Consider the following 26,651-nt stretch of genomic DNA (forward strand, 5'->3'; position numbering starts at 1 on the left):
TCAACGAATCAATGCGCAGAGAATGCACATGTACGAGGTCAGGGTTGGTATACAAGAAAACTGGATCGGCCCAGATTGGCTGGGGAGATGGTACAGGAGGAACGTGAGAATGATGAGCAACGTTTTGCAAATAGCTGAACCAGGAGACCGTATCCTCATTATCGTCGGAAGCAATCATAAATGGACCCTGGATATGCTTTTTGAGAGCACCCCTGACTTTAAGCTTGCTTCAAGCTGGGATTTTTTAACAAAAAACTAAAACCTTCCCAATAATTATCCAAATCGATATCTATAAGAAAAAAACACCTCCCCCCGCAGGATTCTAAACAGCGTGTAGTCTAAAGAGAAACCAATAAAAAACGTGTTGGGATATTTCATTTGCTAAAAAACGAATATCCTAAATCAAAGAAAGCAAAGGCTTGAGATTTCCTGACACGCTCTAAAAAACGACAAATGAAACATTCTCTTTTCTCTTTTTTCGCTATTCTGCTGGGGCTTTCTATTGTTCTCTTTTCTTCTTGTGAAGAAGACGATATGCCTTGTACAACATCGACTTGGTATCAGGATGCCGACGGTGACGGATTAGGCAACCCCGATGTCAGTCTAAGTGACTGTGAACAACCCGATGGTTATGTGGCAGACAATACAGATACCAATGATGCGAGTACAGTATTAGCCGTTGACCCTTCTTATTTTACAACAGCAAATGCGAATATCACCGTAACAACAGTTCCTTGTACCCTTTCTGACGGAACCGAAACCAATTGTTACCAAATCGTCACCAATAGCGCACCCACAGACCACCAAATGGGGCCATGGTGCCCTGAAAACATCTCCGATGATGCCAGTGCTGGAGGAATCTGGTTAGAAAGTGGAGAGGTTTATGATGTAGATGGTGCTTTTATCGAAAACATGGCAACCTTTTACAACGATGCTACCTGGAAAATGTATGATGCTAACGGCGATATTTTTGTCACAGCAACCGAAGAGGATTGTATCAATGCTGCCAATCCAAACGTAGGTGCCGCATACGAGAACTTCTGTGTAGAATGTCTCCCTTCGTACATCACTGACCTTTCACAAACCTATTTAATTCCCATAACACCCGTACAACAAAGCACCCCTGCATTTTTTGCTACAGGCCCTGGAGGCCCCGACAGTAATGTTCCCTCCACTCGTGGAATTGCACTAAACGGTATTGAATATTCTGCGCCTGCACCGGTCAATAATATTCTTGGCGCATACACCCTTGCTCCATTTGACGACGCTGGTGGCCACATCAATGTACACCAGGGCTATCACTACCACGCAGCTACAGGAGTGAGCTTTTCTATTGCGCAAAGTGATGGACACGCCCCACTGATTGGCTACGCACTAGACGGCCAGGGTATCTACGCTCGTTTGGATGACAATGGAGATGAGCCCACCGATTTAGATGATTGTAGAGGGCATTACGATGAAATCAGAGGTTATCACTATCACGTAGATGCCGCTGGCAACAACAACTTTATCAACTGCCTGCATGGCGCCTACGCCAATTAGCTAACGAAGTTCAGATTACCTCCCCCGTGGCTACTGTTAGGCCTAATCGTTCTATTGATTGGATTAAGCCTGGTAGTCTTATTCAAAAAATCAAATAAAAAATCTTAGATGAAAAACTTAATGATTGCCGCCATCGCTATGCTTTTAGCCGTCGGATGTGGCTCCCAAAAAACAGCAACAAGTACAACTCAAAGTACTCCTGAAAGAAGGTCTCAGCAAGGAGGATCTCCAAGTTTCGCTCAGCTCTTGACAGAAATGGATGCCAATAATGATGGCAAGTTGTCAAAAAGTGAAGTGACGGGGCCTCTTCAAAACGACTTTTCGAAAATTGATAGTAATAGCGATGGGTTCATCACTCAGGCCGAGGTAGAAAACGCCCCCCGCCCACAACGAGGGCAAGGCCCGCCCAGAGGTTAAAACCTTCTAACATGTAATATGAGTCATCCAGGATTTTGATTGTCATCAAAATCTGGGATGACTTATGTTGACTTACCACACGAAAGGCCAGAGAAAAAACTAATTAAAAATGAAAACCATGAATAAATTCTTAATAACGCTGTGTGTATTATTTATCTCCATGGGAGCCCAAGCACACCAGCCAGACCTTTCCTCCACCATATTAGTAGAGCAAAGTGAAAATCAATGGATTCTGCAAATCCGTGCCTCTTTGACCGCATTCGAATATGAGGTAGAACAACATTTTGGGGAGTCTTCTTATGCTTCGCCCGAAGAGTTCCAGGCCTTGGTCATCAAGCATGTACAAGAAAACACCTCCATTTTTTTCAATGGAACCAATGCTGCTGTTTTACAAAATGGCCAGGTGAAACTAGGTCACGAAACAAGCGTAAGCTTTCAAGTAGCAGGTACCCCTGAGGCTTTTAAATCGCTGGCCGTAAAGAACAGTAGCTTTAGTGACATTTCCCGAAACCAAGGTGCCTTAATTGTACTCAAAGAAGGCTTTGCTAAAGACCAATTCATCCTTAACAACAGCAATGGGCATACCGCCAAACTAGAGGTTCGCGATACTCAGTTTGAACTTATTACTCCTGCTCAAGAAGAGACGAAATTCTCTCTTTTATTTTTTGCAGGTGCTCTGCTAATGTTGTCCCTTATTTACTTCGTTTTTAAAAAGCGGAAAACATTGAATCTTCAAAATGCTTAAGCGTATGAAAATCATAAGTCAGAATAAGTCTCTTATAAACCAAAAACAATGAAACAATCCACCTATATATTGGGGTTCCCACTGCTTCTTTCGCTTTTGTTGCTGACCTGTAATACAGATGATGAAGTCATCGTAGATATTCCAACAGATGAAGCTTTTTTGATTACCGAACCACTATTCAATAGTAGCTCTTTGGTTTCTTTCGAAATGATTACGGCTACCTTAGAAGATGGTACTTCGGCCGAATGTTTCCAGATTACGTTTACGAGTAATCCCGTTGAAAATGGCCCATTTTGCCCGGAAACAATTAATGATGTTGCAGGAATGGGCTTTTACGATGGCGCTACCAACCCTGGACTAAGGGTCTTTGCCGCGGAATTACTGAATGACATCGAAGCTGACGGTTATAACATGGTCAATGCTGATGGTACTGTAAACATTGACGATTTCACAAGTGGAACACCTAGCCTCGATCAATCCAACTGTTTGGCGGCTGCGGCAAATGATAATCTCTTGCTCACTTTTATCATCCCTGCTGAGCCCAAATTAGCCAACACCAATAATGTTATTTCAGAAGTAGAATTAATAGGCCTTTCGTTGGATGGCATCCCTATAAACGGAGATCCTCCCTCTGCGATAAACGGCCCTGCCATGGGCGGCCCTGGTGGCGGTGGATCGGAAATAAACTTTCCTTCCTTAGACCCTTGTGGTGGCCACCACGACCCCGCCGGATATTACCATTGGCACTTCATACCCGAAGTCGTAAATCAAGTACTGGAAGCAAACGGAATTACAGAAATAGCTTGTACTAATGTTACGCAGACTACTGGCGTACAATTGGTCGGATTTGCTAAAGATGGATTTCCAATCTATGCTTATGCAGCTGAACCCACCGATTTAGATGACTGTGGTGGAAGGACAGCTGAGACGGATGAATATCCTGATGGGGTGTATCATTATGTAGCGAGTACCACCGCTGCCGCAAATGTTCCTAAATGCCTAAAAGGTGTCGCTGCAAATAATGCTTTCCGCTATGAATAATCTATTGATAAAAATAATGATTAGTGGGCTGATTCTTGTAATCAGCCCATCTTACTCCTTTGGACACAACCCGCTATCAGCAAGGTATCACCTTGAAGCTGGGGAGCAAGCAAGTTTATTGACGGTCAACCTCAGCCAAGATGGTATCAACCAAGCACTGTTACAAACACATGACCAACAAGAACTTGAGGGCATGAACCAGAAGCAATTTGAGGAATTGATTGTTGATTACGTAAAACGGAACTTCAGTTTATCAGTAAACGGCCAGGAAATCACCTTGCAAAAAGGTGGAATAAAGCTCGGCAGCCATCAAACAGATCTAAAGTTTGTGCTTCCCGCTTTTTTAGAACAGATCGAGCATGTTGATGTCGACATTCCTGCTTTCAATGAAAATGAAAATCATCAAACCATTTTTTCCTACAATATAGCGGAAAGAGCAGAACATGTCATTTTAAGCTTGAACAACAACTATAAATCTTCGATAAATTTTCAAGCAGCAGCTTCTGAGAATAGCTATCTATGGCTTATTTCGCTTGGCGCGATAAGTTTAATTGTAATCATTCTCATGAAAACGAGACTTAGTCGTACAAGCTCTTATACTCCTATTTAATAGTACTGACCGTACCAAAGGTCTAATACTGAGGTACCGTCAGTACAACCCCAGCCGCCATGTACAGATCGTCATAGCGTAAGCCTCCATTGCCATAAGGGCCATCGGCAGGACCTGTGTTGCAGTTTGTGAGGAAGTAAATGAGCGGAAGCTCTCGCTGCATTCGGAAGTCGGCTCCAAGGTATACGCACTGTTGCTGGGGAAATTCATCGCCCCCGCGAATGTAGACATCATAGGACTGCCCGCCTTGGGATGCCCTTTCGTTATTCACAACATACCAGACCTCGTACCAGGTGTTGGTTTGCATCGGCTTGGCCGTTCTATTGGCTTGCTTGTTAAAAATCTTAGCATACCCTCCATTTTTACGCACCATCAAGGTGCNNGATCCGGGTATAAAAGGTGTAGGTCTCCCCCACCTCTACAGCGACGGGTAGTTCCAGGTAACTGAGCGCCTTGCGATTGCCTACAACTCCTTCAGCAGCGGGCTTTTTTATAAGGTAGCTGTTTTGCCCATCCTCTTCGCTACGCACTTCCGTAACTTGCGGATGCTCGACCCTTGGATCAGTATCGTTTTTTGTATCTGCCAGGGTCCAGTGTTCCCAAGTATCAGGCGACTCAAAATCATCGATCTTGATCCATTTTGTAGCCCTAGTAAGCGCAGTCGCTTCACTGTCTTGGGATTTCGCCTGTGTAGCAATTGAGCAGACAAGGAAAACAAGTCCCAAGAATTGAATTGATGTATTTGTATGTTGCATAGGGATTACTGTTTTTAAACAGAAGAAACATAATACCTGAGCACAATGCCAAAGTCTAACCTACCTTTTTATTGCCCCAGAGGTATCACCTTCCATTAAATCTATTACGTTTTCCAGCGATACTAAATTTACATCCCCAGGAACGGTATGCTTTAGTGCACAAGCAGCTGAAGCAAAATCCAAAGCTTGTATATCCTCCTCATAATGCAACAATCCATAGACTAGACCAGCAGCAAAAGCATCTCCAGTGCCTACACGATCTATAACGTGGGTGATGTTTAATCTCTCCGTTTTAAGATACTCCTCTCCATTCCACATTTTACCCTGTATTTGCTGGTGGGAAGCACTTACAGAAGTTCTGGTTTTGCCCACCACCTTCTTAATTCTGGGGAAAGTGTCCATTAACGCTTTGGCTGAAACCCGAAATTTACAATCTAAATCACCGAGCCCAAACATTTCACGAATACCACGGCGGCTGGTAATTACAATATCACAATTTTCCACCAACGCTGGCATTACCTCTTGCATGGTTTTCCCATACTTCCACATATTTTGGCGCGAATTAATATCCCCCGAAACAGTTATCCCCATCCGGTTCGCTGTTTTGATGGCATCAAGACAACACATGGCGGCCCCTTCCGAAATGGCGGGGGTAATCCCTGTCCAATGGAACCAGTCTGCATCTTTGAGAACAACTTCCCAATCAACCATCGACGGTTCAATCAAGGAGAAAGAAGATCCAACCCTTTCATAGATTACCTCACTAGGCCTATGAACAGCTCCTTTTTCGAGAAAATACTTGCCCAACATCGTTCCACCATATAAAACATGCTCTGTACTCAACCAATGATGACGCAAGAATTGAGTCGCCGCTTTTCCAAGCGCATTGTCTGGGAAACGGGTCACATGGGCTGCTTTCATACCCAGATAGGCACACGAAATTGCTACATTCGCTTCTCCACCTCCATAAACAAGGTCGAAAGAAGTTGCTTGCGCAAACTTTGAATAGCCTGGTGGGGATAAACGCATCATGACTTCGCCAAATGTTACTACTTTTTTAGCCATCATATAAGTTTTATTAGAGCTTGCTGGAAAACTTACAGCCTGATTATCAACGAATTAAGATTCTGACCAAGGTCTAAAATTGAGTTTAGCGGGCTAACGCCGAGGAGTGTAGCGACGATCACCGCAAGTAAATGAAAATTTCGCACCGACGTCAGGTTCTCAATTCCTTGATAATCAGTAAGTATTAAGAGAATTTAGTCAAACATTTTGCTCATTAGTATTTCACCAAATGAAATTCCTCAACAAGCTCTTAGTCTTTTGAGCCTATTTATTGATGAGATGGAGCCGTTCCCGGACCAACAGACGATTCTCTGAACCACACCTCGGTGTAGCTCCCATTAGCATATTGCTGTTCTACATCTCCGTCAAAAGTTGCTGCACCAGTGCTCCAAACCATATTCGTCTCAGGTTCTCTGCCATTGGTTTGATTATACGCTCCTTGTTTAAAAAATTGTGCTTCTCCTTCGTAAGCATTTTCCTTCTCTGTTCCGTCACGACCTATCACACTGTACAATGTCAAAATCTGCTGAGGAATATCCGATTTATTTACATATTCAGAGGCCAACAGGTTCTTCGTAAATGTCTTGGTTTCGTGCCCCTCACTTTTAAAAGTGAGGTACATCATGCCTTCATAGACATTAACTTCATAGCTAAACTCCTCCCCTAGCTCAATGCCGTCTTCAGGTGCTGCGGGGTAAGCATCAGGAGCAGTACCGATCACCGACATATCATGCCCCCATACCGCCGTTGAAAAATCCCACCTCCCCGAATTATCACCTTCTGTATTGATTTCATAATTCCAGAATACAGCCCCCTTTGTATGGCCTGGGAACTTTTTATAATAGATTTTTAATGGCTCGTTTTCGTGCCCATCTCCGCTGTGAATTTGCCCAACAACGACCGAATAAGAAGCAGCTACCCTGGCATCACCAGAGGTCGAGACGTGCATAACTTTTAAGGTGCCCGTCAGTTTCCCTCCAGTTTCAGGAGTCCACCTTTCCTTTTGGCCCAATTCCGTCCTTGTATTGTGGGAATTCGGGGAAGTAATGCCACCATTGGGCGCTTTGTAGACAACCCACTCGGCGCCATCATTTGCCGTATAGAAATAGTCTTTATGCTCAAAATCCTTTAAATCTCGACTGCTCTCTCCATTACCTAGCAAAATACCCCATTGGTCAACGGAAGGCATTACATCACTTGGGTATCTGGTCTCGCTTTCAGAAGCATTTTCGGCATCTTTGGTTGCTTCTGCCCCGCAGCTTATTACAGCTATACTCAGTACCGATAGAAAAAATACACGCATCAAAATATTCATAGTAATAATATCTTTTAGGTTAAATATTAGGCAGCTGGCTATGCCTGTCGACTCGCCATCGCGCTATTCGCTGCGCACCTTCAGCACCAGCTAAACGTAGCTTCGCCTCCTGCTCCTTATCCAAAAATATCCTTTAATCCATTGACCATAATGATAATGGAAAACACAAAAGCACCAACAAGTATAATATTGGTCAGCCAGCGCCCAGTAGGTAGACCAGCGTTTTTGCGGTTCCACAAAACCAGGAAACTAACCACTACCAGCGGCAGTGCAAAAACATTAAAGACCTGAGTGAATATTTGTCCTTGAATTGGGTTAAAACCAAAAACCGGTACGCTAAGTGCCAGGATGCTTGCGATCCCGGTAATCACCTTAAACCGAGTTGAGGTAACATCCAGCTTCCCCGAATTATAATCCCCAAACATCAATGGAACAATCATCATACACGGGAAGATGGAAGAAAGCCCCGCACTCAATGTTCCTGCAAAAAATATGCTCACAGCAAATTTCCCAACGGATGGTTCTAATGCTTTAGACATATCCAAAACGTGGGTTATTTCCGTTCCTGTACCATACAGGCTACCACTTGCTACAGCCATAATTGACCCACTGATTGTGAATATCAATATAGCAGCAATGATCGAATCATTTTTCTGTGTTTGAAAATCATCCTTCGTCCAGCCTTTACCTTGAATAAACAAGGGTCGTGATACGAAGGTAGCAGACGCCATGGTGGTTCCAACGAATGCAGCAATTAAAATACCTGCACCTTCAACTTCAGGTATTTTAGGTACCAATCCACGAATAATATCTGCTGGAAGCGGGAAAACAAAAAATAGTGTAAACACAAATGACAGGCCCATCATGGTGACAAAAAGCGCCAGGACTTTTTCAAAGATGGTATAACTCCCTTTAATTAGCAGCAAATAAAAAATACCGATGATCAGTATTGCTAGCCCTAAAACCACTGCATACTTTTGCCCCTCGAGGCCAGGGAAATTGAGTACTAAAATTTCAAAAATGACATTCGATGTAATCCCTAAAATCCCTATCAAAGAATTCCATTGCCCTATCCCGACAGCCGCTATAATAGCGATCGCAATGCCCTTCCCCATTGGAAAATGCTTTCGAACGGCATAAAGGGCCGTCTCCCCGGTCGACAGATAATAACTACCTGATACATAGATCAATACTCCTGAAAAAAGGCAGCTAAAAAACAGTACCCAGAGCAAGTCCATCCCATAATTGTTTCCGGCAACAATCATTGCGGTAACACTACCGGTCCCAACCGTATACCCTATGGCAAATATGCCGGGACCGAAGCTTAACAAGGCTTTAATTAACTTTTTCAAATTATAGGTTTTAAATTGTGATTCTCGATAAAATGAGTCTTGACATCTCGTAATGTACTCTTCCGAAAAGTCAAATTGGACAAATATGAAATGATCGCCGTTTCAGCCGGAGCATTTGGCAACCCGCCTGGTTCAATTTATCGAGGTCATCCAATTTATAAATTTCTTGCCGAAGTATCCTAAAAGTAAGCTACGATAGTACACCGACCAAATTCCATTGCTTTAATTCATCAAGCCTAAAAAAGCTCAAAAGGCAGGGGAAATTCCGGCGACAGCGCTTCAAAAAGATGTTTACGAACACCCAAAAATGCCTAACTTTAGTCGATGAACGAAATAATAAAAATACGTTTCTACAATAGCCTAAATGAAAAGTGTGCTTATAGGGAATCGTTTTTAGAAACCTCAAAAAATGCGCTACATCATGCTCATGTGGTTGCAAAACAATTAATAAAACCAATAAGATATGCATGCCTCCTCTAAGCTTAACTACGCCTTCCTCTTTTTCTTACTGCTAGTAACAAGCGGTACTCTCCTGGCACAAAACGAGTCATTTATCATGACGCCCATTGGGGCCAACAACCTATTGAATAAGCCTTGGGACCTCCATTATGGCCCCGATGGATACCTGTGGGTAACAGAAAGAGAAGCTGGCGTGGTAGTAAGGATAAATCCAGCAACAGCCCAACGGGATGAGCTGCTCCAAATTCCCGAGGTGTTCTCTAGCTCAAGTCAGGATGGATTATTGGGCATAGCCTTACATGAAGGTATATTGGGCGATAATCCTTACGTATATCTGTCATACACCTACCTTCTTGACGGACAAAGGCAGCAAAAGATAGTTCGATACACCTATACGATCACCGGAGATGATGGCGCCTTATCCTCGCCTACCATTATCCTTGATAATCTGCCCGCCAGCTATGACCATAACTCCGGCAGGTTGATCTTTACACCAGATCAGAAACTCTTTTATTCCATTGGCGATCAGGGAAATAATCAGAACAGCAATTATTGTGACCCTATTTTATCCCAGGTTTTACCAACGCAAGAAGAGATTGACCAAGGGGATTGGGCCAACTACCCTGGCAAAATTCTACGCCTCAATACCGATGGTTCTATCCCCGATGACAACCCCGTAATCGCAGGCGTAAAAAGTCATATTTATACCTACGGCCATCGTAATCCTCAAGGAATGGTCTTAGCTAGTTCTGGACAATTATTCTCTGATGAACACGGGCCCGTTACAGATGACGAGGTCAATATCATTTATGCTGGCGACAATTATGGTTGGCCCAATGTTGCAGGCTTTCAAGATGATCAGGCTTATGATTATTGCAACTGGTCTTCCGCCACAGACTGTGAAAGTCTCGATTTTTCCGAATCTTGCCCGCCAGGAGTCACTTTGCAAGAAGAGAGTAGCTTCTCCGCCACTAATTTCCGAGAACCCCTATTTTCCATGTTTGCCGTTACGGATGATTATGATTACAACAACCCGGATTGCCAAAATGCCTGGATTTGCCGGCCCAATGTAGCTCCTTCCAGCATCGGTATTTACGAAAGTGAGGTCATTCCGGAGTGGGCCAATTCTTTATTGGTCACGAGTTTAAAAAGAGGTCGGGTTTATCGCTTTAAGCTAGATGAAGCAGGGACGGCCATTGTTGGTGATACTACACAGCATTTTTATACCCAAAACCGCTATCGTGATATTGTCCTTGATCCTGATGGAAAGTCCTTCTACGTAATTACCGATCAAGGTGGCAATACCTCTGGCCCTACTGGTCTGACGGTCACCAATATTCTTCAAAATCCGGGAGCAATCTTAAAATTCACCTACCAGGACCCTGTTTCGGTAGCTGATCAGTACCCCTCCCCTATTTTGAGGGTTTGGCCAAATCCGGCGTCCAATATCATGTACCTGGATTTAAAAACAGAAAACAAAAGTAATCTCAGTGCCAAATTGATCAATCCGACAGGCCAGGTCATCCGTGAATTTGAAACTTTGCAAACCGGCATCAACGAACTAAACATCAATGATTTACCCGCAGGTGTTTTCACCCTCATGCTATCTTCAGGAGCTCAATCCTGGTCGCAGCGCGTAGTGGTTTATTAGCTGTTGCGCAGTAGCTTGCGCTTAATAGTTCAAAATAAAAGAGGTGGCCTGTTTCCAAGCCACCTCTTAAATATATTACAAATGTCTTTTGACATTTACTTCAAGTCAAAGCGGTCAAGGTTCATCACCTTATTCCATGCTGCGACAAAGTCTGTTACGAACTTCTTTTCACCATCACCACATCCATAAACTTCTGCGATAGCGCGAAGCTCTGAATTCGATCCGAAGATCAGGTCAGCGCGAGTACCGGTCCACTTGAGTTCGCCCGTCTTGCGATCACGGCCTTCGAATACATCCTGGGCATCCGAAGTTGCTTTCCAGGTAGTACCCAAATCGAGTAGATTCGCAAAGAAGTCATTGGTAAGTACCTCAGGGCGCTTGGTGAATACCCCGTGCTGAGAATTATCAAAGTTGGTATTCAATACACGCATACCACCTAAAAGCACCGTCATTTCAGGAGCAGTTAAAGTCATCAACTGTGCACGATCTACCAGCATTTCTTCTGCTGTAACTTGATATACAGGCTTGAAGTAGTTACGGAATCCGTCTGCTCTCGGCTCTAGTGGTGCAAAACCTTCCACGTCTGTTTGCTCCTGTGTAGCATCGCCACGGCCAGGGGTAAACGGTACGGTGATATCATGGCCAGCATTCTTAGCCGCTTTTTCTACACCAGCACAACCTGCTAAAACAATTAAGTCGGCCATAGAAACCTCCTTCTTGAAAGCTGCTTTAACGCCTTCCAATGCTTCCAGCACTTTTGCCAATTGAGCTGGGTTGTTGGCCTCCCAATCTTTCTGTGGCGCCAAACGAATACGAGCGCCATTGGCTCCACCACGCTTGTCAGAACCACGGAAAGTGGCTGCTGAAGCCCAAGCAGTACTTACCAATTCTGATACCGACAACCCGGTAGCTAAAATCGTTTCTTTCAGTGCTGCAATATCATTATCGTTGATCAATTCGTGGGTCACGGCAGGAATTGGATCTTGCCAGATAAACTCTTCCGTAGGTACTTCAGCACCCAGGTAACGAACAACCGGCCCCATATCGCGGTGCGTTAGCTTAAACCAAGCACGAGCAAACGCAGCAGCGAACTCATCTGGATTGGCCATAAAGCGCCTGGAGATAGGCTCGTAAATAGGGTCCAACTTCAATGCCATATCCGCCGTGGTCATCATCAAGGCTTCGGTCTTAGATGCATCATGAGCAGAAGGTGCCATACGGGCAGCAGAAGCTTTTGTAGGCGTCCACTGGTGTGCTCCGGCCGGGCTCTTGGTTAATTCCCATTCGTAATCAAATAATACCTTGAAATAATCATCATCCCACTGGGTAGGGTTAGGCGTCCATGCGCCTTCAACACCACTCGTGATCGTATCATTTCCGTGCCCGGTACCAAAGGTGTTTTTCCAGCCTAAGCTTTGCTCTTCGATACTCGCTCCGGCAGGTTCTCTTCCTACATATTCATCTGGGTCAGCAGCACCGTGTGCTTTACCAAAGGTGTGTCCGCCAGCCACTAGTGCTACCGTCTCTTCGTCGTTCATAGCCATCCGGCCGAAGGTCTCCCGAATATCTACCGCCGAAGCAAGTGGGTCTGGGTTTCCGTTAGGCCCTTCCGGGTTCACATAGATAAGTCCCATCTGTACGGCACCTAGTGGGTTTTCCAGTTCCCGGTCACCGGTATAGCGCTTATCACCTAACCATTCGGTTTCTGCACCCCAGTAAACATCTTCTTCTGGTTCCCAAATATCTGCGCGTCCACCTCCAAAACCGAAGGTTTCAAAGCCCATTGACTCCAAGGCACAGTTACCTGCCAAGATCATCAAATCTGCCCAAGAGATTTTGTTACCATATTTCTGCTTAACAGGCCATAATAATATACGTGCCTTATCCAGGTTGCCGTTATCAGGCCAACTGTTGAGTGGTGCAAAACGCTGGCTGCCAGAACCACCACCACCACGGCCATCAGAAATACGGTAAGTACCAGCACTGTGCCAGGCCATCCGAATAAATAATGGTCCGTAATGGCCATAATCGGCAGGCCACCAATCCTGAGAGTCCGTCATTAGATCATAAAGATCTTGCTTTACCGCAGCCAAGTCTAAATGCTTAAACGCTTCGGCGTAATCAAAATCTTCGCCCATCGGGTTAGACAGCTGAGAATGTTGACGAAGAATGTTTAATTTTAATTGGTTTGGCCACCAATCACGGTTAGAGGTACCACCGCCTGCGCTGGCTTTAGTCTCTCCGCCCATAAATGGGCATTTGTTTACACCATTACCAGTTGGATGGTCTGAAGGCTTATTAGATTCCATTGGGATATTTTTTATTGTTTAAGAACAGCACAAAAATAAATTGAGCCGACGTTTTTCAAAAAGCTGCCTAAGCGATTCATTTAAAGCGTTTCGGCTATTTGAAAAACCCCAAAGACCTCGAAGAAGCAGCGAAGCTAACTAAGGCTCTATGTATTTTCTGCGCAATAATGACGAATCAAAATTACGATAATTATTACCTATAGCATTTATCCGAGTATAAGAAAAACTTATACATAGAATTACACCTTTCTCTACTTGTATAATACACTCTACCGCTTTAAAAAGTCAACAATAAAATGAAGAAAAGTCTTACTTTAGAACTGTTCTAAGGTAGCGCGATAACGAATAATTAAGCCCAATCAGACAAAACCTGCAATGGAAATACAAACATTAATTGACCGCAAAAACGAAAGGCTTTACGCCAAAATCAAAGATCATTTTGAGATCCAGTTGATAGAAAATCAAGATTGGCGAGAAGAAGCCTGGAGTTCCTCTGTTGAAAAGGATACTGTTGTCATAAAGTACTGTTCTACGACCTTCCCCCGAGCCGCTTTTGCCCATGAATTGCTGCATATTGACGCCCAAATCAAAGGCTTCAGAGAGGTTTCCTCGGGAACCTCTTTGAACAAGGAAACGCAGCAGTTTTTACCAACTATCATTAAATACCTAAACATTACTTTCCAACATCATAAAATTGCAAAACCTTTCCTTTTGATGGGTTATCCATCAGAACAGTTCTATGACGCGGAGGAATACCCAATGGTAGACCACCTTCTGAATGAATTAGAAAAAGAAGGGCATTCCCGGTTGTACCTGATCTTACTCTACCTGGATTTCATTGCTCCTTTGACCGGAATAACGGAGGATCAAAAACAGGCGCTGCAAATAGCTTTTGGCAAATACAGTGGAGGGAAATTTAAACAAACCTTCTTCCGCATTGATGAAATCATCCAGCATTGGATAAATGACGATGGTTATATTGCAGAGGCCTACTTCATTGATTTCTTATCAACTGCTGGTATTAAAGACACTTGGCTATCCTACGAAAAGAATGCCCTAGATAATATCGAGCATCATTTCCCAAAATCCGGTTTCTTTATCGGGAATAGTTTTACAACTTTGGATATTGAAAAGAAAAAGGATGAATAAAAACTACCAATCAGAATACCTTCAAGTAGAAGATGAACTCAAGTCTTTTGTATTCAGATTAGTAACGAATCAACAGGACACGGAAGACATTATTCAGGATACCTACCTGAAAGTTGATAAAAACATCGATTCTTTTAAGGAGGAATCGAGTTTTAAGACCTGGGTGTTTTCTATTGCCATCAACACGGCAAAAAAACATTTAAAGGAGGGACAGCGCTAGCATTCATGCAGGAATACGGCGAAAACTTCCATACCCTTCAGCATGGCATTTCCCACGGTCTGGTTATTGCGTTATTGTTTTTTGTCGTTCCAATCTTAGGCTACGCCGTCATTTTTGAACGCAAAGGCATGAAGTACTTTTTCATTAATGCCGGATTCTGGGCTATTTCATTGGTTTTAATGGCTTGCATCATCTCTAAGTGGGGCGGCATTCCTGTTTATTAGAGCCTGTGCGCTAATCCCAATTAAGTTGGAAGGCATCTGCAAGACTCCTTCCAACTGTGGGCAGCCTTCACCTCGCGCGTAAGGCAGGGCCTGGAGCGCGGTGCCAGGATGGCGCAAGGACAAGGGATGGCCGGAAGCGATAGCGACCAGACAGCCCGGTGGCGTAGTGGTGATTGCAACGCAACACCACTACCGCCATGGCCCCTATTATCCTCAGGAAAGAGATGCTATTAAAGGTTACTAGACAGTATACCAGAAGAGAAAAGAGAAAATACCATTATTGTTTTTGTGCTGTTCCTAAAACACTTACTTTGCTTTCTTGCTTTAAAGACATTAGTTCGATACGAATTATTTCGCTATTTATGGAAACCAACCCTGAGCTGGAACTGGCCTTCGAGTACATTAGCCAGACCAAACGCCATGTTTTTTTAACGGGTAAGGCCGGTACAGGTAAAACCACTTTCCTGCATCGGGTACGTCAGGAGATACCCAAGCGGATGGCGGTGGTGGCACCTACCGGCGTGGCGGCTATCAATGCAAAAGGGGTGACGATTCACAGCTTGTTCCAGTTGCCTTTTGGGATGATGACGCCTGAGAGCATGAGACTGGAGATTGGTAAACGGCGGTTCTCTCGTAAAAAAATAGACCTTATCAAAGGGCTTGACCTACTGGTTATTGATGAAATCAGCATGGTCAGAGCCGATGTACTGGATGCCGTAGATGCGGTACTCAAACGTTTCCGACAAGCCAGTACCCCTTTTGGCGGCTTGCAGCTGCTCATGATTGGTGACCTTCATCAATTGCCGCCGGTAGTAAGGCCCGACGAATGGTATCAAATGCAAAGCCACTATCCTACGCCTTATTTTTTTGGCAGTATAGCCTTGCGGCAAGCGGCACCAACGGTCATTCAGCTTACCCACATTTATCGGCAATCAGATAGCCAGTTTATTGAATTACTCAATAAAGTACGCAACAACAATATTGATCCCACCAGCCTGAAGACCCTCAACCAGCGGTACCAGCCCGACTTTAGTCCAGCCGAAGATGAAGGCTACATTACGCTTACCTCTCATAACAAAACAGCACACCAAATTAATACAGAAAAACTGCAACAGCTAGCAGGGCGCGAATACACTTTCAAGGCTGTTATCGAAGGAGATTTTCCGACATCAATGTACCCCAACGAAGAGCAGATTGTCTTGAAAGAGGGCGCGCAGGTCATGTTTAATAAAAACGACAGCTATCCCGACAGGATGTATTACAACGGTAAAATTGGGGTGATTACCGATATTTTTGGCGACCACATCACGGTAGAATGCCCCGACGAAGCACCTATCGACGTTTACCCTACCATCTGGGAAAATCGCAAGTACGAACTCAACCCTGAAACCAAAGAGATAGAGGATAAAGTAGTAGGCACTTACGAGCAACATCCGCTTAAATTGGCCTGGGCTATTACCATTCATAAAAGCCAGGGCCTGACTTTCGATAAGGTCATCATCGACGCCCAAGCTGCTTTTGCGCATGGTCAGGTATACGTAGCCCTCAGTCGTTGCAAAACCTTTGAAGGTATTGTACTGCGGACGCCTATCGATTCGGGCAGTGTACGCACCGATACCGTCGTGCGCAATTACTCGGAAACGGCGGCAGAAAACCAGCCTACCGAAGCGCAATTGTTGGTCGACAAGCAGTTGTATCAAGCCGATTGCTTACGCGAATTGTTCAACTTTTCGGTGGTCGAAAAAGCGGCTCGCTGGTTGTTGCGCGCGTTGCTGGAACACGAAAGAGCTATTCAGGGCGACGGCCCGGAGCAGTTTAAAATACTGTTGCAAGAGATGGACGAAAAGGTATGGACGATTGGAAATAAATTCCTCCCCTGGTTGGAAATTTATTTCCGCGAAGGCGGACTGCCGACGGAACACGAAAAGTTAGCGGAACGCCTGGAAGGAGCTGCGCTCTATTTCATTCCCTACCTGAGCGACCAACTGCTGCCCACACTGCAATCATTTAATATCCTCACCGATAACCAAAATGTCCGCAAACAGGTAGATGAGCGGTTGTATGACTTACGGCTGCTGGTTTTCACCAAGTTGCGCTTGTTTGAAAGTATCAATACGGGTTTTGACCCTACCGCCTACATCAAAGCCAAGGCCAATGCCGAGATCGACTTTGAAAAGAAGCCGGTCAAGCAGCCCAAATTGTCGGGTATACCCAAAGATTTGCCCCACCGCGAATTGTATCTACAATTGGTAAAATGGCGGCTGGAAAAAGCCGAAGAAAGAGAGGTGGCGGCCTATACCATTGCTGCCAATAAAACACTGCTGGAAATTGTGCAGGTATTGCCCACCAACAGCAAGTCGTTGTTGCGGGTGGGTGGCTTCGGCAAGAAACGCCTGGCCGATCATGGCGAGGCCGTGCTGGACATAGTGACCGCTTATGTACAGGAGCATCAGCTGGTACCCGATCTTTTGGATTTTGCTTCTACTGCTGCTAAAGCGCCTCCCAAACCCGACACCAAAAAGCTGACCCTCGACCTGCACTTGGCCGGAAAAACGGTCGCTGAAATTGCCGCTGAACGCGAACTGACCGAAGGTACCATCAGTGGCCACCTGGCGCATTGGGTAGGTACGGGTGATTTGCCGATTACCGTTTTGGTCAGTCAGGCGGAAATAGACCTCATTTCGCCCTACCTTTTAGAACATCCCGACCTCAGCCTGGGTGAGGTATTCCGGCATTTTGAAGAAAAGTACAGTTATGGTGCTTTGCGAGCGGTGCGGAAGTTTTTGGAGTGAGGGATTGGAAGGAAATTTAGAAATTCACAGGCCTGCCTGGGGGCTAAACAGGTTCGTTACACAGGAGGTTCAAGGCATGATCTCGCTGCGTTTTGTTAGACACACTTTATGCAATACTACCATTTTATCATAAACTTTTATTATTCTAATCGTCAATCATACCGATAATGTGACATTTACTACTACATGTATTTTCACATACAAGTTTCCTTTCTGCTTTAGAAGAGGCGATAGAAAAGAGCGAATATTATTCATTGCAGCCAACGGTCTGGCTAAATAGCGTAGCAGCGCATAGCCGCTATGAACATTTTAGCCTTTGTTAAGTGCATATTACTTTATTTTATTCGCGGTAATACTTGTTTCACCAATAAATAAAGTAAGGCTTTCAGAGGCTTTATTGTCAACATTAAAAGTACAACGAATATCCTGGCCTTCTACCCAAAACTTGTTTTGCTCATAAGGCAACAATTTCATTTGCATACCAGGTGTATCCAAGCTACGGGTTCGCTCTAAAATAATTCCATTGTCTTTCCTGAAGACCCTTAGATAGCTTTTCTCATTCATTTTATATGAGCCCACATATCGATTTAGTTTCCTTTTACTCAGCTTTATAGTATTAACTTCCGATAGTTCCTTGTTTACATATTCTGCTTCGAATACATTTTTATCCCCCCCATGAAATCCATCTTCATTTACATTATACCAAATGGTATTTGTGTCCTGCTTATAAGCTGGAGTAAACACATCAATCATTTGAGTGTATCTATTGGGCATGATTGAGTGGATATTTCCTTCGTGTGCAGTAAGAATACTCACATTCCCTCCCTCAACAATTTCATTCCCAACTTCTCTGATTGTACACTTTTGCATAATCTCTTTCCGCCCATTTTTTATTATTTCTCTGGAGGTAGAGAGTTGTTCTTCTACTGAGTAATTTTTGGCCAATATATTTCCAGAAACGACATTGATAACCCCGGTCATATCTGGATGATCATGATGTGGAATATATTCACCTTTTTCGAATTGAAATAGAGATACCTGAAAATCTACTTCCCTATGTAAACTTGCAGCTTCAAACCAGTTTGGTGTCTTATTTTCATAAGCTTCAATTTCCTTTTTGATATTTTCAAATTCTGGAAAATTGCATTGAAGAAGTAATTGTTTTACTTGTTCAGTATACAATTTTTGGTTCCAATGTGATTGGTGTTGAGTTTTTGCCAATTGAGTAAGACGTTCTAAAAAAGCATCCCAATTGAGGTTGGTGTCATTATTCCATTTTCCAAAATGAGCGTTAGCCGACTGTGCATGTGAAGAAATGGAATTAAGCTGTAGAGCTATGCCTGCAAACCCTAAAGCACTAAGTTTTATAAATTCTCTTCGCTTGAAATCGTCCATAATTTATTTTTATTTGGTTATTTAATTGCACTTAACTCGGGCTTGTGCGACGTACCCGCCCCTCTACACCAATGATCGCCAAATACACCGCAGAGCAAGTACCGCACCAACTATATGACCGAGTGGAATACAACTCCGGGCGGGTATGATCGCACAAGCTAAGTGTGTGCCTCGAATGGACACCGTTCCCAAAATAGGGAATAAACTTGGGGAAACCCAACACGCTAAAGGGTGCAAGTCCCTTACTGGCAAATTGCCAAAGCCAGTTAGCAAGCCGCAAGGGCGTTTACCGCGAGGTGAGGTCTGAAGTAAGCAGGACTGCAAAAGTCTGAACGGACGAACAGGAACTGTATAAGAGGCTATTTGGGAAGGGTAAGGTAGCACTTCATACCAAAGCTCGTAGGCAATAATTCCAAGATAGTAGATGCAGCCGGATTAGACGGAAAGCGGGTGTTCTTACCGGGGGAGAGATCGGTCTAGTTTCGTTTTACTAGAAGCCGACCAGTCAGCCGAAGCCATAGTAGTAGAGCCAAACCTGTGCTTAATGACCGACCGAGTAGTTGGCAGCGAGCACAGAGAGGGTAACTGCGAAGGGCTGAACATGGAACCGCCTTTAGCGATCTGATTCTTGCACCAAATAGGAAACCGAACGGTGGATGCTGGTGCAGCGAACAGGTACACAAAAGGCAAAACGAAGTTTTTTTTTGATGGATCGAAAACACGACAACTTAATGCGATGGGTGGTAGGCGGACAAAGCTTTGTCAATGCCTATCATTCGGTACTGCGCAACAAAGGAACTGCGGGCGTAGACGGCGTGAAAACAGAAGACCTTCCTCGCTTACTCATGCACCATTGGGAGCAGATCAAAACCGAACTGCTGGAGGGTAGCTACCTTCCACAGCTTGTCAGGGGTGTCTCGATACCCAAATCGAACGGTGGTCTCCGACAATTAGGGATTCCAACGGTCATGGACAGACTTGTTCAACAAGGTATTCATCAGGTACTTAGCCCGATTTGGGAGAAAGATTTCTCCATATTTAGTTACGGTTTTCGCCCCAAACGGAGTGCGCACCATGCTTTAATCCAAGCCACCGAGTACATTGACGCAGGCAGGCAGTGGATCATAGACCTGGACTTAAAGTCCTTCTTTGACCATGTCAATCATGATAAACTCATGAGCCTTGTCAGCCAACGAACAGAGGGTAAAAACCTTCTCCGGCTGATCCGCCGTTACTTACGAAAGTGGATTACTCAAGGATGGTGTAGTGCAAAACCGAAGAGAAGGCACGCCACAAGGTGGCCCTTTAAGTCCACTTTTATCGAATATCCTACTCCACGAGTTGGATAAAGAACTTGACGCTGCGCCATTGTTGTGTGCATTCTTAATTTTATCATTTTTCACTCAGCAAACTAAGAGAAAATCAAATAAACACACCAAGATGACATTATGGCTAATGTAAACAAAATACTATTATACAAACCCATAAAAAAAGGGTTTTCTTCTTCATTAAATGAATTCTCATCAGCTTCGAATATTTCTTCTCCAGTTAGCTGTAAATATAAATATTCTCCATAATATAAAATTATCAACGAGGATATAGGGCCTGTTAAAAGTAACGAAAATTTATCAGGAATAACATTCAACAATAGCACCGACATAGGGAGAAGGATAATAGCAATAGTAAATAATTGGCGAAAAAATCTTCTGTAAACGTTTAAACTAATAAATCTAATAAGGGGAACAAATATTCCTATAAAACAAATGAATAACTTAATTAATTCAGAATAACATTCTATCATCTAGTAATAATTATAGGTTAAGTAGTTCTTCAACTTACAGAAAAACTATTTGTCATTCATATATAGACTTTCTAAGATAAAAATGTTTAGGAAAAATAGTGTCGCCAGTAACTTCATTTATTTCTTTTATCCATTTTTCATAATAATATGTTACTTCTATTTTATCGCTTTCAATTAAGACGTAACTCGCAAATGGAGAAAAGGGAATAGGATAAGAGTTGATCGTTTTTTCATTTGAAAGAAAAGGTAAATCTATTAGGCAATCGACTTTATAAGACCATAATAACTCAATTTTATCTTCATGATTATTTATAAAAAATAGTAGGACACATTGACCATGATACCAGTATTCTAAATAATTTTGCTTAATCAAAATGCTACAATCATAATTTGATGAATCTGGGATTATCGCATCCCAATAAATCCTTTCTTCACTTAATTGGTAATCAACCAATCGTGTACTATTAATTGATTTATTGAATTGATTATCAGTTGATTCAATTAATGAATTATTTTCATATATGCTTTCCTCTTGGTTATTATACATCGATTTATTCTCACAATTCTGGAAGAATAAAGCAAATAATCCAATTAATAATATTATATATTTTTGGTCTTTCAATACTGTGATTTCTTCTTTTACCCGAAGGGTTGCACACAACGGTCTTGTGTATGTGACGTTGCCAGCTTTTGCTGGCAATGAACATCATACACGTTGTTAGCACCAGTTTTCTTATGAATGGTCTGAGACTTCCTTATTTAAGTTTACCACTATTTTGCCAATCACGGTACGCTGCTCAAGACTATGAATGGCTCCCGGTACATCTTGTAGTGGAATCACTTTTTGTATAGCGGGCGTTATCTTTTTATCAGCAATCATCTTAAGTACTGTTTTTATATTTGTTGTAACAGTAACCTTTTGAGTTACAGCCATAAATTTCTGACTACCACGACTAAAACGACCAAGAAATTTTAATCTAAGCATATTGTAAAAATCACCACCTACTAATACATATTTACCATCTTTGTTCAAAATCTGTTTGTATCGGCCTGGGCATTCAAAAGATGCTGTATCAAAAACAGCATCAAACTCTTTTCCTATTAAAGCTTTGATTGAATCCTTTTTTTTATAATCAACAACCTCATCTGCTCCCCAACTTTTTACAGCTTCTATTTTTTTGGTTGAACAGATTGCTGCTACATAGGCGCCCTGAGCTTTTGCTATCTGAATGCCAAAAGAGCCAACACCTCCCGAAGCACCATTAACCAACACTTTATCGCCTCGCTTTATGTCACAAAGAATCATTCCCATCATTGCGGCTTGACCAGATATAGGCACAGTACAGGCTTGTTCAAAAGAAACTTCCTGAGGTTTTTTCACCAAATGTTTGGCATTTACAATGACGTATTCTGCATAGCCTCCTCCAAAGGATTTTCGGATATCAGCTACGACCGCATCACCTATTTGAAAACTCTTAACATTTTTTCCAATGCCTTTAATAGTCCCTGCTATGTCCATTCCTAAGATTCTCTTTTTCTTAGAAGGTCTGAACAATCCAAAAACCATCCGAATAATAAAGTAATTAGCTCGCACAATATACCTATCAGCCGCATTAACGGAGGCACATTCTACTTTCACTAAAACCTCATTCTTATTGGGTGTAGGAATTTCAAAATCTTCCACAAATTCCATTACTTCTTGAGGGTCGCCATAGTCTCGAAAAATGATAGCACGCATTAATTTTAAATTTTGCATATTCTTTTTGATGCAAATTTATTAGAGAGCGGTGATTCGACCATTGCCAGTAGGTTCAATTATCATTCATTGAGGTTCTTTCTGAACTCGGTAGGAGAACAGCCATATTCATTTTTGAACATTCGTGAAAAACTGGATGGATTAATGAACCCGCAATCATAGCAAATCTCTTTTATGGAGTTTTGCGAAAAAGCTAAAATACTTCGTGCCTTTTCCAACTTTTTTTGAGTGATGTATTTAGCTGGTGTGCTGTCGTATATTTTGTTGAAATTTCTCTTAAAAGAAGCCATACTGTTGTTTGTCATAGTTGCCAAACGTTGAAGGTCTAATGGTTCATACAAGTTAGCATCAATGACTTCCCTAAATGAAAAAAATCTATCAGAAAATAAACGTCTTATAATTAAATTCAAGTGTGATGACTCTTCAGTTTGCAGGAGGAGGAGAATAATCTCTTTTAACTTGACCGCCAAAATTTCCTCGCTTAGTGCTGCTTTGTGTTCAAAAAACTTGGCAATACTCAAAAAATAGGCTTTTACTAAGGCAGAAGCGTCTTCTTGAAAACTGTCTTTTTTTAAGGGATAATCCAATTCCTTCCATAATTTTGGCTTTTCGCCATCAAAAACTTTATGCAGTACGTCTTGATTAAAATGAACAACAATAGTACTTAAGTATCCAGTTTCAATTGTTGAGAAACTACGTCCAACTGTTTTACCGCATAACGAAAGAATAACTGTTCCTTTTGTAGCTAAAAATCCTGACTTTGTCACATCCTGATTATTACCTTCAAGAATAAAGGCAAAACAAGATTCGGAAGGTAAACTAAATTCTTTCTCTATGGGCATCGATAATTCATACCAAGTGAAAAGTGGTTTTTCATACAACGTGATTTGATTAAGTTTTTGAGCCATATAGTTTACGCCTTGTTCTCTGACTTTTTTCTTTCTTGCAATTGGTGCTAACGTTTTTCGGGACATGCGAAGTTCGGAGCGCAGCGGAGAAGCTTGTGCCACACGGGCTTGCCCGAAAAACGTTGCCCAAGATGCGCAGCGCAGCGGAGTATCTTGGGCAACGGTTTCGTATATGTGGCGTGACCAGCTTTTGCTGGGCATGACCATCATATACATTGTTAGCGGTCGTTTTCTTTATTTTTCTAATTTTATAAACAATACATCGTGGGATTTTATTTCTGCATTCAATTCTGTGGTTGTATTACCTATTATTTTATGTCCGTATAAATCACGAATGCTGTAAGTTTCTTTTTTGAAATCTAAAAATCTTTGATTCAAATCATCTCCCATTTTATGTCTTAACCAATCAAATTTCAAGATTTTAGGTTGTTCACTCATATTTACAAATGCTAATGCCCATTCTCCATTAGTCAAAGGTTTTATCCAAATCTCAATATCGTTTTCATTACTAAATCTCAATCCTTGTATTCCTAAACTATCTTGATTTACAGCGATTACTTCCTTATTAGATAGTGTTTTTAGCGTAGCATCATCCAAATTTCTGACATCATTTCCCATAATCAGGGGAGAAGCAAGTAATGCCCACATTGTAAAATGAGTTCTGTCTTCCGCTTCAGTCATTCCATTACCAACTTCCATCATGTCAAAATCATTCCAGTGCCCTGGTCCTGAATATTTACGAATATTTTTTCTCATATTGATAATTTTCCAAATACCCCAAGATGACCAAGAGCCATGACCTATTTCACAATCCCAACAATTTATTATATCTCCAGTTACTCTCCATAGATGACCATGTTTTTCACCCCATTCCCAAGGTTTATTATCACCCCATTCACAAATACTAAACACAATAGGTCTGCCTGTTGCATACAAAGCATCCCGCATGGTCATATAAGCTCCTTCTGCATTTAATTTTTCTGTATTGCACCAATCATATTTTAAATAATCCACTCCCCAAGAAGCATAAGTTGCCGCATCTATAAATTCATGCCCTCTACTGCCAGGGTACCCAGCACAAGTTTTATTTCCTGCACAATTATAAATTCCAAATTTTAACCCTTTGGAATGTATGTAATCTCCCAATGCTTTCATTCCGCTGGGGAATTTTTCAGGGTCTCCATACAACTTCCCATTTTCATCTCTTTGTCTTGCCATCCAACCGTCATCTAATACTACATAGTCATACCCCGCATCTTTAAGTCCACTTTCTACAATAGCATCAACTGTCTCTTTTATTAAATCTTCATTAATATCTGTTGCAAAAGTGTTCCAACTATTCCAACCCAAAGGCGGAGTTAATGCAAGATTTTCAACTTTTTGACCAAATGCACTTGTCGTCAGTGCGATAAATAGTATTAATATGATTTTTTTCATTATTTATTGATTTTATTCAATGACCGCTAACGTTTTTCGGGACATGCGAAGTTCGGAAATTTCCGGCGCAACCGAGAAAATTTTTGAATTTCCGCATGTCCCGTGTTGTACGAGGTTCGGAGCGGAGCGGAGAAGCTTGTGCCACACGGGCTTGCCCGAAAAACGTTGTTCAAGATGCGGAGCGCAGCGGAGTATCTTGGGCAACTCTGGCTTGAGCGCAGGCCGAGGTACGAGGCTTGTCGCACAAGCTTTGTTCTCGACAGTCCTTTATTTCTTCTTTATCTCACTCATAAGTCTATCCTTCATCTGCAGAACCTTCTCGTTTTCTATATTTTGAACTCCTGTTTCTCTCAGCTCTTTCAAATCTTCAACACTCAATTTATTCACCAATCTCCTAAACGCAGACTTTGCTTGAGCTTGATCTTTACAAAAACATAATATAAAGTTCAATTCTATATATTCTGAAGGTTTCTCTTCTTGAATAATATTAATTAACCAAGTAGTTAGTCTGTTAATCCTTATTTCATCTGCATGCTTTGAAAAACCATACTCTTTACCTTCACTAAAGAACAGGCCTTGAATTGCTACCTTAATTCGTATTTCATCAAAGTATAAACTCTCCCTACCATATGTAGTATCTTCATCTATGACCAATAAATATTGATCAGTGTAATGAAAAGATTTATTAATTGACACGTGAGGTTGGGGGTTAATAAGCTTCAAATCAGACTATTATAATAGATGAGGCAGGAAATTGGTACATTGGAAGATATTCGAACCCCTTCCAATCCAACTCCTACCTCATGCTCACCAAAGATAAAGAAGATAAACTAATCGAGATATTTATCGCAGCAGACGATTTTTGCCAAGACTTCCAACGGTGGCTCGACACCAAACCTAAAGTTGAATTTAAAGTACCCAGGTTTGAAGGGCGAATGGAGGTCAGCGAAATTTTGTCTATCATTGTTTTCTACCACTATTCCGGTTATAAATGTTTTCAATATTACTATGAGCAACAAGTGCAGACTGAGCTTACATCACATTTCCCTAACCAAGTTTCTTACAAACGATTTTTGCAATTAATCAGCAAATCAACCGTCCATCTTTTTGCGTTTTCTAAATGGATGACATTGACTTCAGAAGCTACCTCGATCTACTACATTGATTCTAAAAAGCTACCAGTATGTCACAATAGAAGAATACACAACCATAAGGTTTTCAAGGATATAGCCGAACGAGGGAAGACTTCTACTGGGTGGTTTTACGGCTTAAAGGTTCATATGGTCATCAATAATCTTGGACAAATAATGTCCTTCACCTTTACCACTGGAAGCGTGTCTGACTCTAATCCGGAAGTGCTTAGGACATTGCTTACCAAACTTCAAGGTAATTGCTACGGAGACAAGGGATACCTTTCCAGAATTTTTGAAGAACTATACGAGCAAGGTTTAAAATTGGTAACTAAAATCAGAAAGAACATGAAGAACAAACTGATGCCGCTAAATGAAAAATATCAGATGTTTAAAAGAGGGGTAATTGAATCTGTTTTCGATATTCTTATGACTGTTTTTGACATTGATCATACTCGACATCGTAGCCCTCGAAATGCGATGAGCCATATGCTGGGCGCTTTAGCTGCTTACTCGTTCATGGATCAAAAACCAAGTGTTTGGTTGCCAAAACTGCTCCAATAGCCCCAACCTCACGT

Annotated in this window: 23 protein-coding genes and 2 pseudogenes; 13 read left to right on the forward strand and 12 right to left on the reverse strand. The window is 42.3% G+C overall.

The features are described 5' to 3' along the window. The 6 genes from ACRBG0_RS03295 to ACRBG0_RS03320 all read left to right on the forward strand — a co-directional run. The coding region (locus ACRBG0_RS03295) for a DUF5694 domain-containing protein (protein ID WP_431485502.1) at nucleotides 1–259 on the forward strand (259 nt) is incomplete at its 5' end. Nucleotides 260–453: 194 nt separating this feature from the next. Next, entirely contained in the window at nucleotides 454–1,542 is a 1,089-nt protein-coding gene (locus tag ACRBG0_RS03300; RefSeq protein ID WP_431485503.1) for a YHYH protein, read from the forward strand. A gap of 108 nt (nucleotides 1,543–1,650) precedes the next feature. Then, a complete protein-coding gene (locus ACRBG0_RS03305) occupies nucleotides 1,651–1,959 on the forward strand; it encodes an EF-hand domain-containing protein (protein ID WP_431485504.1) in 309 nt (102 codons plus the stop codon). Nucleotides 1,960–2,077: 118 nt separating this feature from the next. Then, on the forward strand, nucleotides 2,078–2,704 hold the full coding sequence (locus ACRBG0_RS03310; protein WP_431485505.1) for a DUF6702 family protein: 627 nt from the start codon (nucleotides 2,078–2,080) through the stop codon (nucleotides 2,702–2,704). A 48-nt stretch (nucleotides 2,705–2,752) separates the two neighbouring features. Beyond that, complete coding sequence (locus tag ACRBG0_RS03315) at nucleotides 2,753–3,745, forward strand: YHYH protein (protein WP_431485506.1); 993 nt, start codon at nucleotides 2,753–2,755, stop codon at nucleotides 3,743–3,745. After that, nucleotides 3,738–4,355 carry a hypothetical protein gene (locus tag ACRBG0_RS03320; RefSeq protein WP_431485507.1) on the forward strand — a complete coding sequence of 206 codons (618 nt, stop codon included), beginning with the start codon at nucleotides 3,738–3,740 and terminating at the stop codon, nucleotides 4,353–4,355. Before ACRBG0_RS03315 ends, ACRBG0_RS03320 begins: the two co-directional genes overlap by 8 nt. Before the next feature lie 22 nt (nucleotides 4,356–4,377). On the opposite strand, the pseudogene ACRBG0_RS03325 reads toward ACRBG0_RS03320, so the two are convergent. The 5 genes and pseudogenes from ACRBG0_RS03325 to ACRBG0_RS03345 form a co-directional block, all read right to left on the reverse strand. Further along, nucleotides 4,378–4,736: pseudogene (locus ACRBG0_RS03325) on the reverse strand (hypothetical protein); the annotation flags it as partial. Nucleotides 4,737–4,738: 2 nt separating this feature from the next. Beyond that, nucleotides 4,739–5,110 (reverse strand): annotated as a pseudogene (locus ACRBG0_RS03330) (hypothetical protein); the annotation flags it as partial. A 60-nt stretch (nucleotides 5,111–5,170) separates the two neighbouring features. Continuing rightward, nucleotides 5,171–6,175: a sugar kinase gene (locus ACRBG0_RS03335; RefSeq protein ID WP_431485524.1), complete on the reverse strand. Its 1,005-nt coding sequence runs from the start codon at nucleotides 6,173–6,175 to the stop codon at nucleotides 5,171–5,173. Nucleotides 6,176–6,443: 268 nt separating this feature from the next. Further along, on the reverse strand, nucleotides 6,444–7,490 hold the full coding sequence (locus tag ACRBG0_RS03340; RefSeq protein WP_431485508.1) for a polysaccharide lyase family 7 protein: 1,047 nt from the start codon (nucleotides 7,488–7,490) through the stop codon (nucleotides 6,444–6,446). 116 nt (nucleotides 7,491–7,606) lie between these two features. After that, the gene (locus ACRBG0_RS03345) at nucleotides 7,607–8,842 is read right to left on the reverse strand and encodes an Nramp family divalent metal transporter (protein ID WP_431485509.1); all 1,236 of its coding nucleotides are present in this window, start codon (nucleotides 8,840–8,842) and stop codon (nucleotides 7,607–7,609) included. Between the two features lie 463 nt (nucleotides 8,843–9,305). Between ACRBG0_RS03345 and ACRBG0_RS03350 the strand changes: the two genes are divergently transcribed. Beyond that, entirely contained in the window at nucleotides 9,306–10,952 is a 1,647-nt protein-coding gene (locus tag ACRBG0_RS03350; RefSeq protein WP_431485510.1) for a glucose/sorbosone family PQQ-dependent dehydrogenase, read from the forward strand. A 95-nt stretch (nucleotides 10,953–11,047) separates the two neighbouring features. Here the strand turns inward: ACRBG0_RS03350 and katG are convergent, their stop codons facing one another. After that, nucleotides 11,048–13,261 carry a catalase/peroxidase HPI gene (gene katG / locus ACRBG0_RS03355; protein ID WP_431485511.1) on the reverse strand — a complete coding sequence of 738 codons (2,214 nt, stop codon included), beginning with the start codon at nucleotides 13,259–13,261 and terminating at the stop codon, nucleotides 11,048–11,050. Nucleotides 13,262–13,636: 375 nt separating this feature from the next. Between katG and ACRBG0_RS03360 the strand changes: the two genes are divergently transcribed. From ACRBG0_RS03360 to ACRBG0_RS03375, 4 genes are all read left to right on the forward strand, one after another. After that, entirely contained in the window at nucleotides 13,637–14,410 is a 774-nt protein-coding gene (locus ACRBG0_RS03360; protein WP_431485512.1) for a hypothetical protein, read from the forward strand. Then, nucleotides 14,403–14,630, forward strand: coding sequence for a sigma-70 family RNA polymerase sigma factor (locus ACRBG0_RS03365; RefSeq protein ID WP_431485513.1), 228 nt, complete (start codon nucleotides 14,403–14,405; stop codon nucleotides 14,628–14,630). Before ACRBG0_RS03360 ends, ACRBG0_RS03365 begins: the two co-directional genes overlap by 8 nt. A 5-nt stretch (nucleotides 14,631–14,635) precedes the next feature. Beyond that, on the forward strand, nucleotides 14,636–14,854 hold the full coding sequence (locus tag ACRBG0_RS03370; protein WP_431485514.1) for a DUF1761 domain-containing protein: 219 nt from the start codon (nucleotides 14,636–14,638) through the stop codon (nucleotides 14,852–14,854). A gap of 362 nt (nucleotides 14,855–15,216) precedes the next feature. Continuing rightward, complete coding sequence (locus ACRBG0_RS03375) at nucleotides 15,217–17,646, forward strand: helix-turn-helix domain-containing protein (protein WP_431485515.1); 2,430 nt, start codon at nucleotides 15,217–15,219, stop codon at nucleotides 17,644–17,646. 330 nt (nucleotides 17,647–17,976) lie between these two features. On the opposite strand, the gene ACRBG0_RS03380 is transcribed toward ACRBG0_RS03375, so the two are convergent. Beyond that, nucleotides 17,977–19,041: a hypothetical protein gene (locus tag ACRBG0_RS03380; RefSeq protein WP_431485516.1), complete on the reverse strand. Its 1,065-nt coding sequence runs from the start codon at nucleotides 19,039–19,041 to the stop codon at nucleotides 17,977–17,979. Nucleotides 19,042–19,748: 707 nt separating this feature from the next. On the opposite strand from ACRBG0_RS03380, the gene ACRBG0_RS03385 reads away from it, so the two are divergent. After that, nucleotides 19,749–20,390: a reverse transcriptase domain-containing protein gene (locus tag ACRBG0_RS03385; protein ID WP_431485517.1), complete on the forward strand. Its 642-nt coding sequence runs from the start codon at nucleotides 19,749–19,751 to the stop codon at nucleotides 20,388–20,390. Nucleotides 20,391–20,894: 504 nt separating this feature from the next. On the opposite strand, the gene ACRBG0_RS03390 is transcribed toward ACRBG0_RS03385, so the two are convergent. The 5 genes from ACRBG0_RS03390 to ACRBG0_RS03410 all read right to left on the reverse strand — a co-directional run bounded on the left by ACRBG0_RS03390 (nucleotide 20,895) and on the right by ACRBG0_RS03410 (nucleotide 25,639). After that, complete coding sequence (locus ACRBG0_RS03390) at nucleotides 20,895–21,542, reverse strand: hypothetical protein (protein WP_431485518.1); 648 nt, start codon at nucleotides 21,540–21,542, stop codon at nucleotides 20,895–20,897. Nucleotides 21,543–21,575: 33 nt separating this feature from the next. Next, nucleotides 21,576–22,598: an NAD(P)-dependent alcohol dehydrogenase gene (locus ACRBG0_RS03395; protein WP_431485519.1), complete on the reverse strand. Its 1,023-nt coding sequence runs from the start codon at nucleotides 22,596–22,598 to the stop codon at nucleotides 21,576–21,578. A 62-nt stretch (nucleotides 22,599–22,660) separates the two neighbouring features. Further along, complete coding sequence (locus tag ACRBG0_RS03400; protein ID WP_431485520.1) at nucleotides 22,661–23,716, reverse strand: helix-turn-helix domain-containing protein; 1,056 nt, start codon at nucleotides 23,714–23,716, stop codon at nucleotides 22,661–22,663. Nucleotides 23,717–23,740: 24 nt separating this feature from the next. Further along, nucleotides 23,741–24,943, reverse strand: coding sequence for a glycoside hydrolase family 27 protein (locus tag ACRBG0_RS03405; protein ID WP_431485521.1), 1,203 nt, complete (start codon nucleotides 24,941–24,943; stop codon nucleotides 23,741–23,743). Nucleotides 24,944–25,210: 267 nt separating this feature from the next. Beyond that, the gene (locus ACRBG0_RS03410) at nucleotides 25,211–25,639 is read right to left on the reverse strand and encodes a hypothetical protein (protein WP_431485522.1); all 429 of its coding nucleotides are present in this window, start codon (nucleotides 25,637–25,639) and stop codon (nucleotides 25,211–25,213) included. 107 nt (nucleotides 25,640–25,746) lie between these two features. On the opposite strand from ACRBG0_RS03410, the gene ACRBG0_RS03415 reads away from it, so the two are divergent. Continuing rightward, nucleotides 25,747–26,637: an IS982 family transposase gene (locus tag ACRBG0_RS03415; protein WP_431485523.1), complete on the forward strand. Its 891-nt coding sequence runs from the start codon at nucleotides 25,747–25,749 to the stop codon at nucleotides 26,635–26,637. Nucleotides 26,638–26,651: the final 14 nt, after the last annotated feature.

Origin of the sequence: Lewinella sp. (assembly GCF_050633125.1) — a bacterium.
Taxonomy (GTDB): Bacteria; Bacteroidota; Bacteroidia; order Chitinophagales; family Saprospiraceae; genus Lewinella.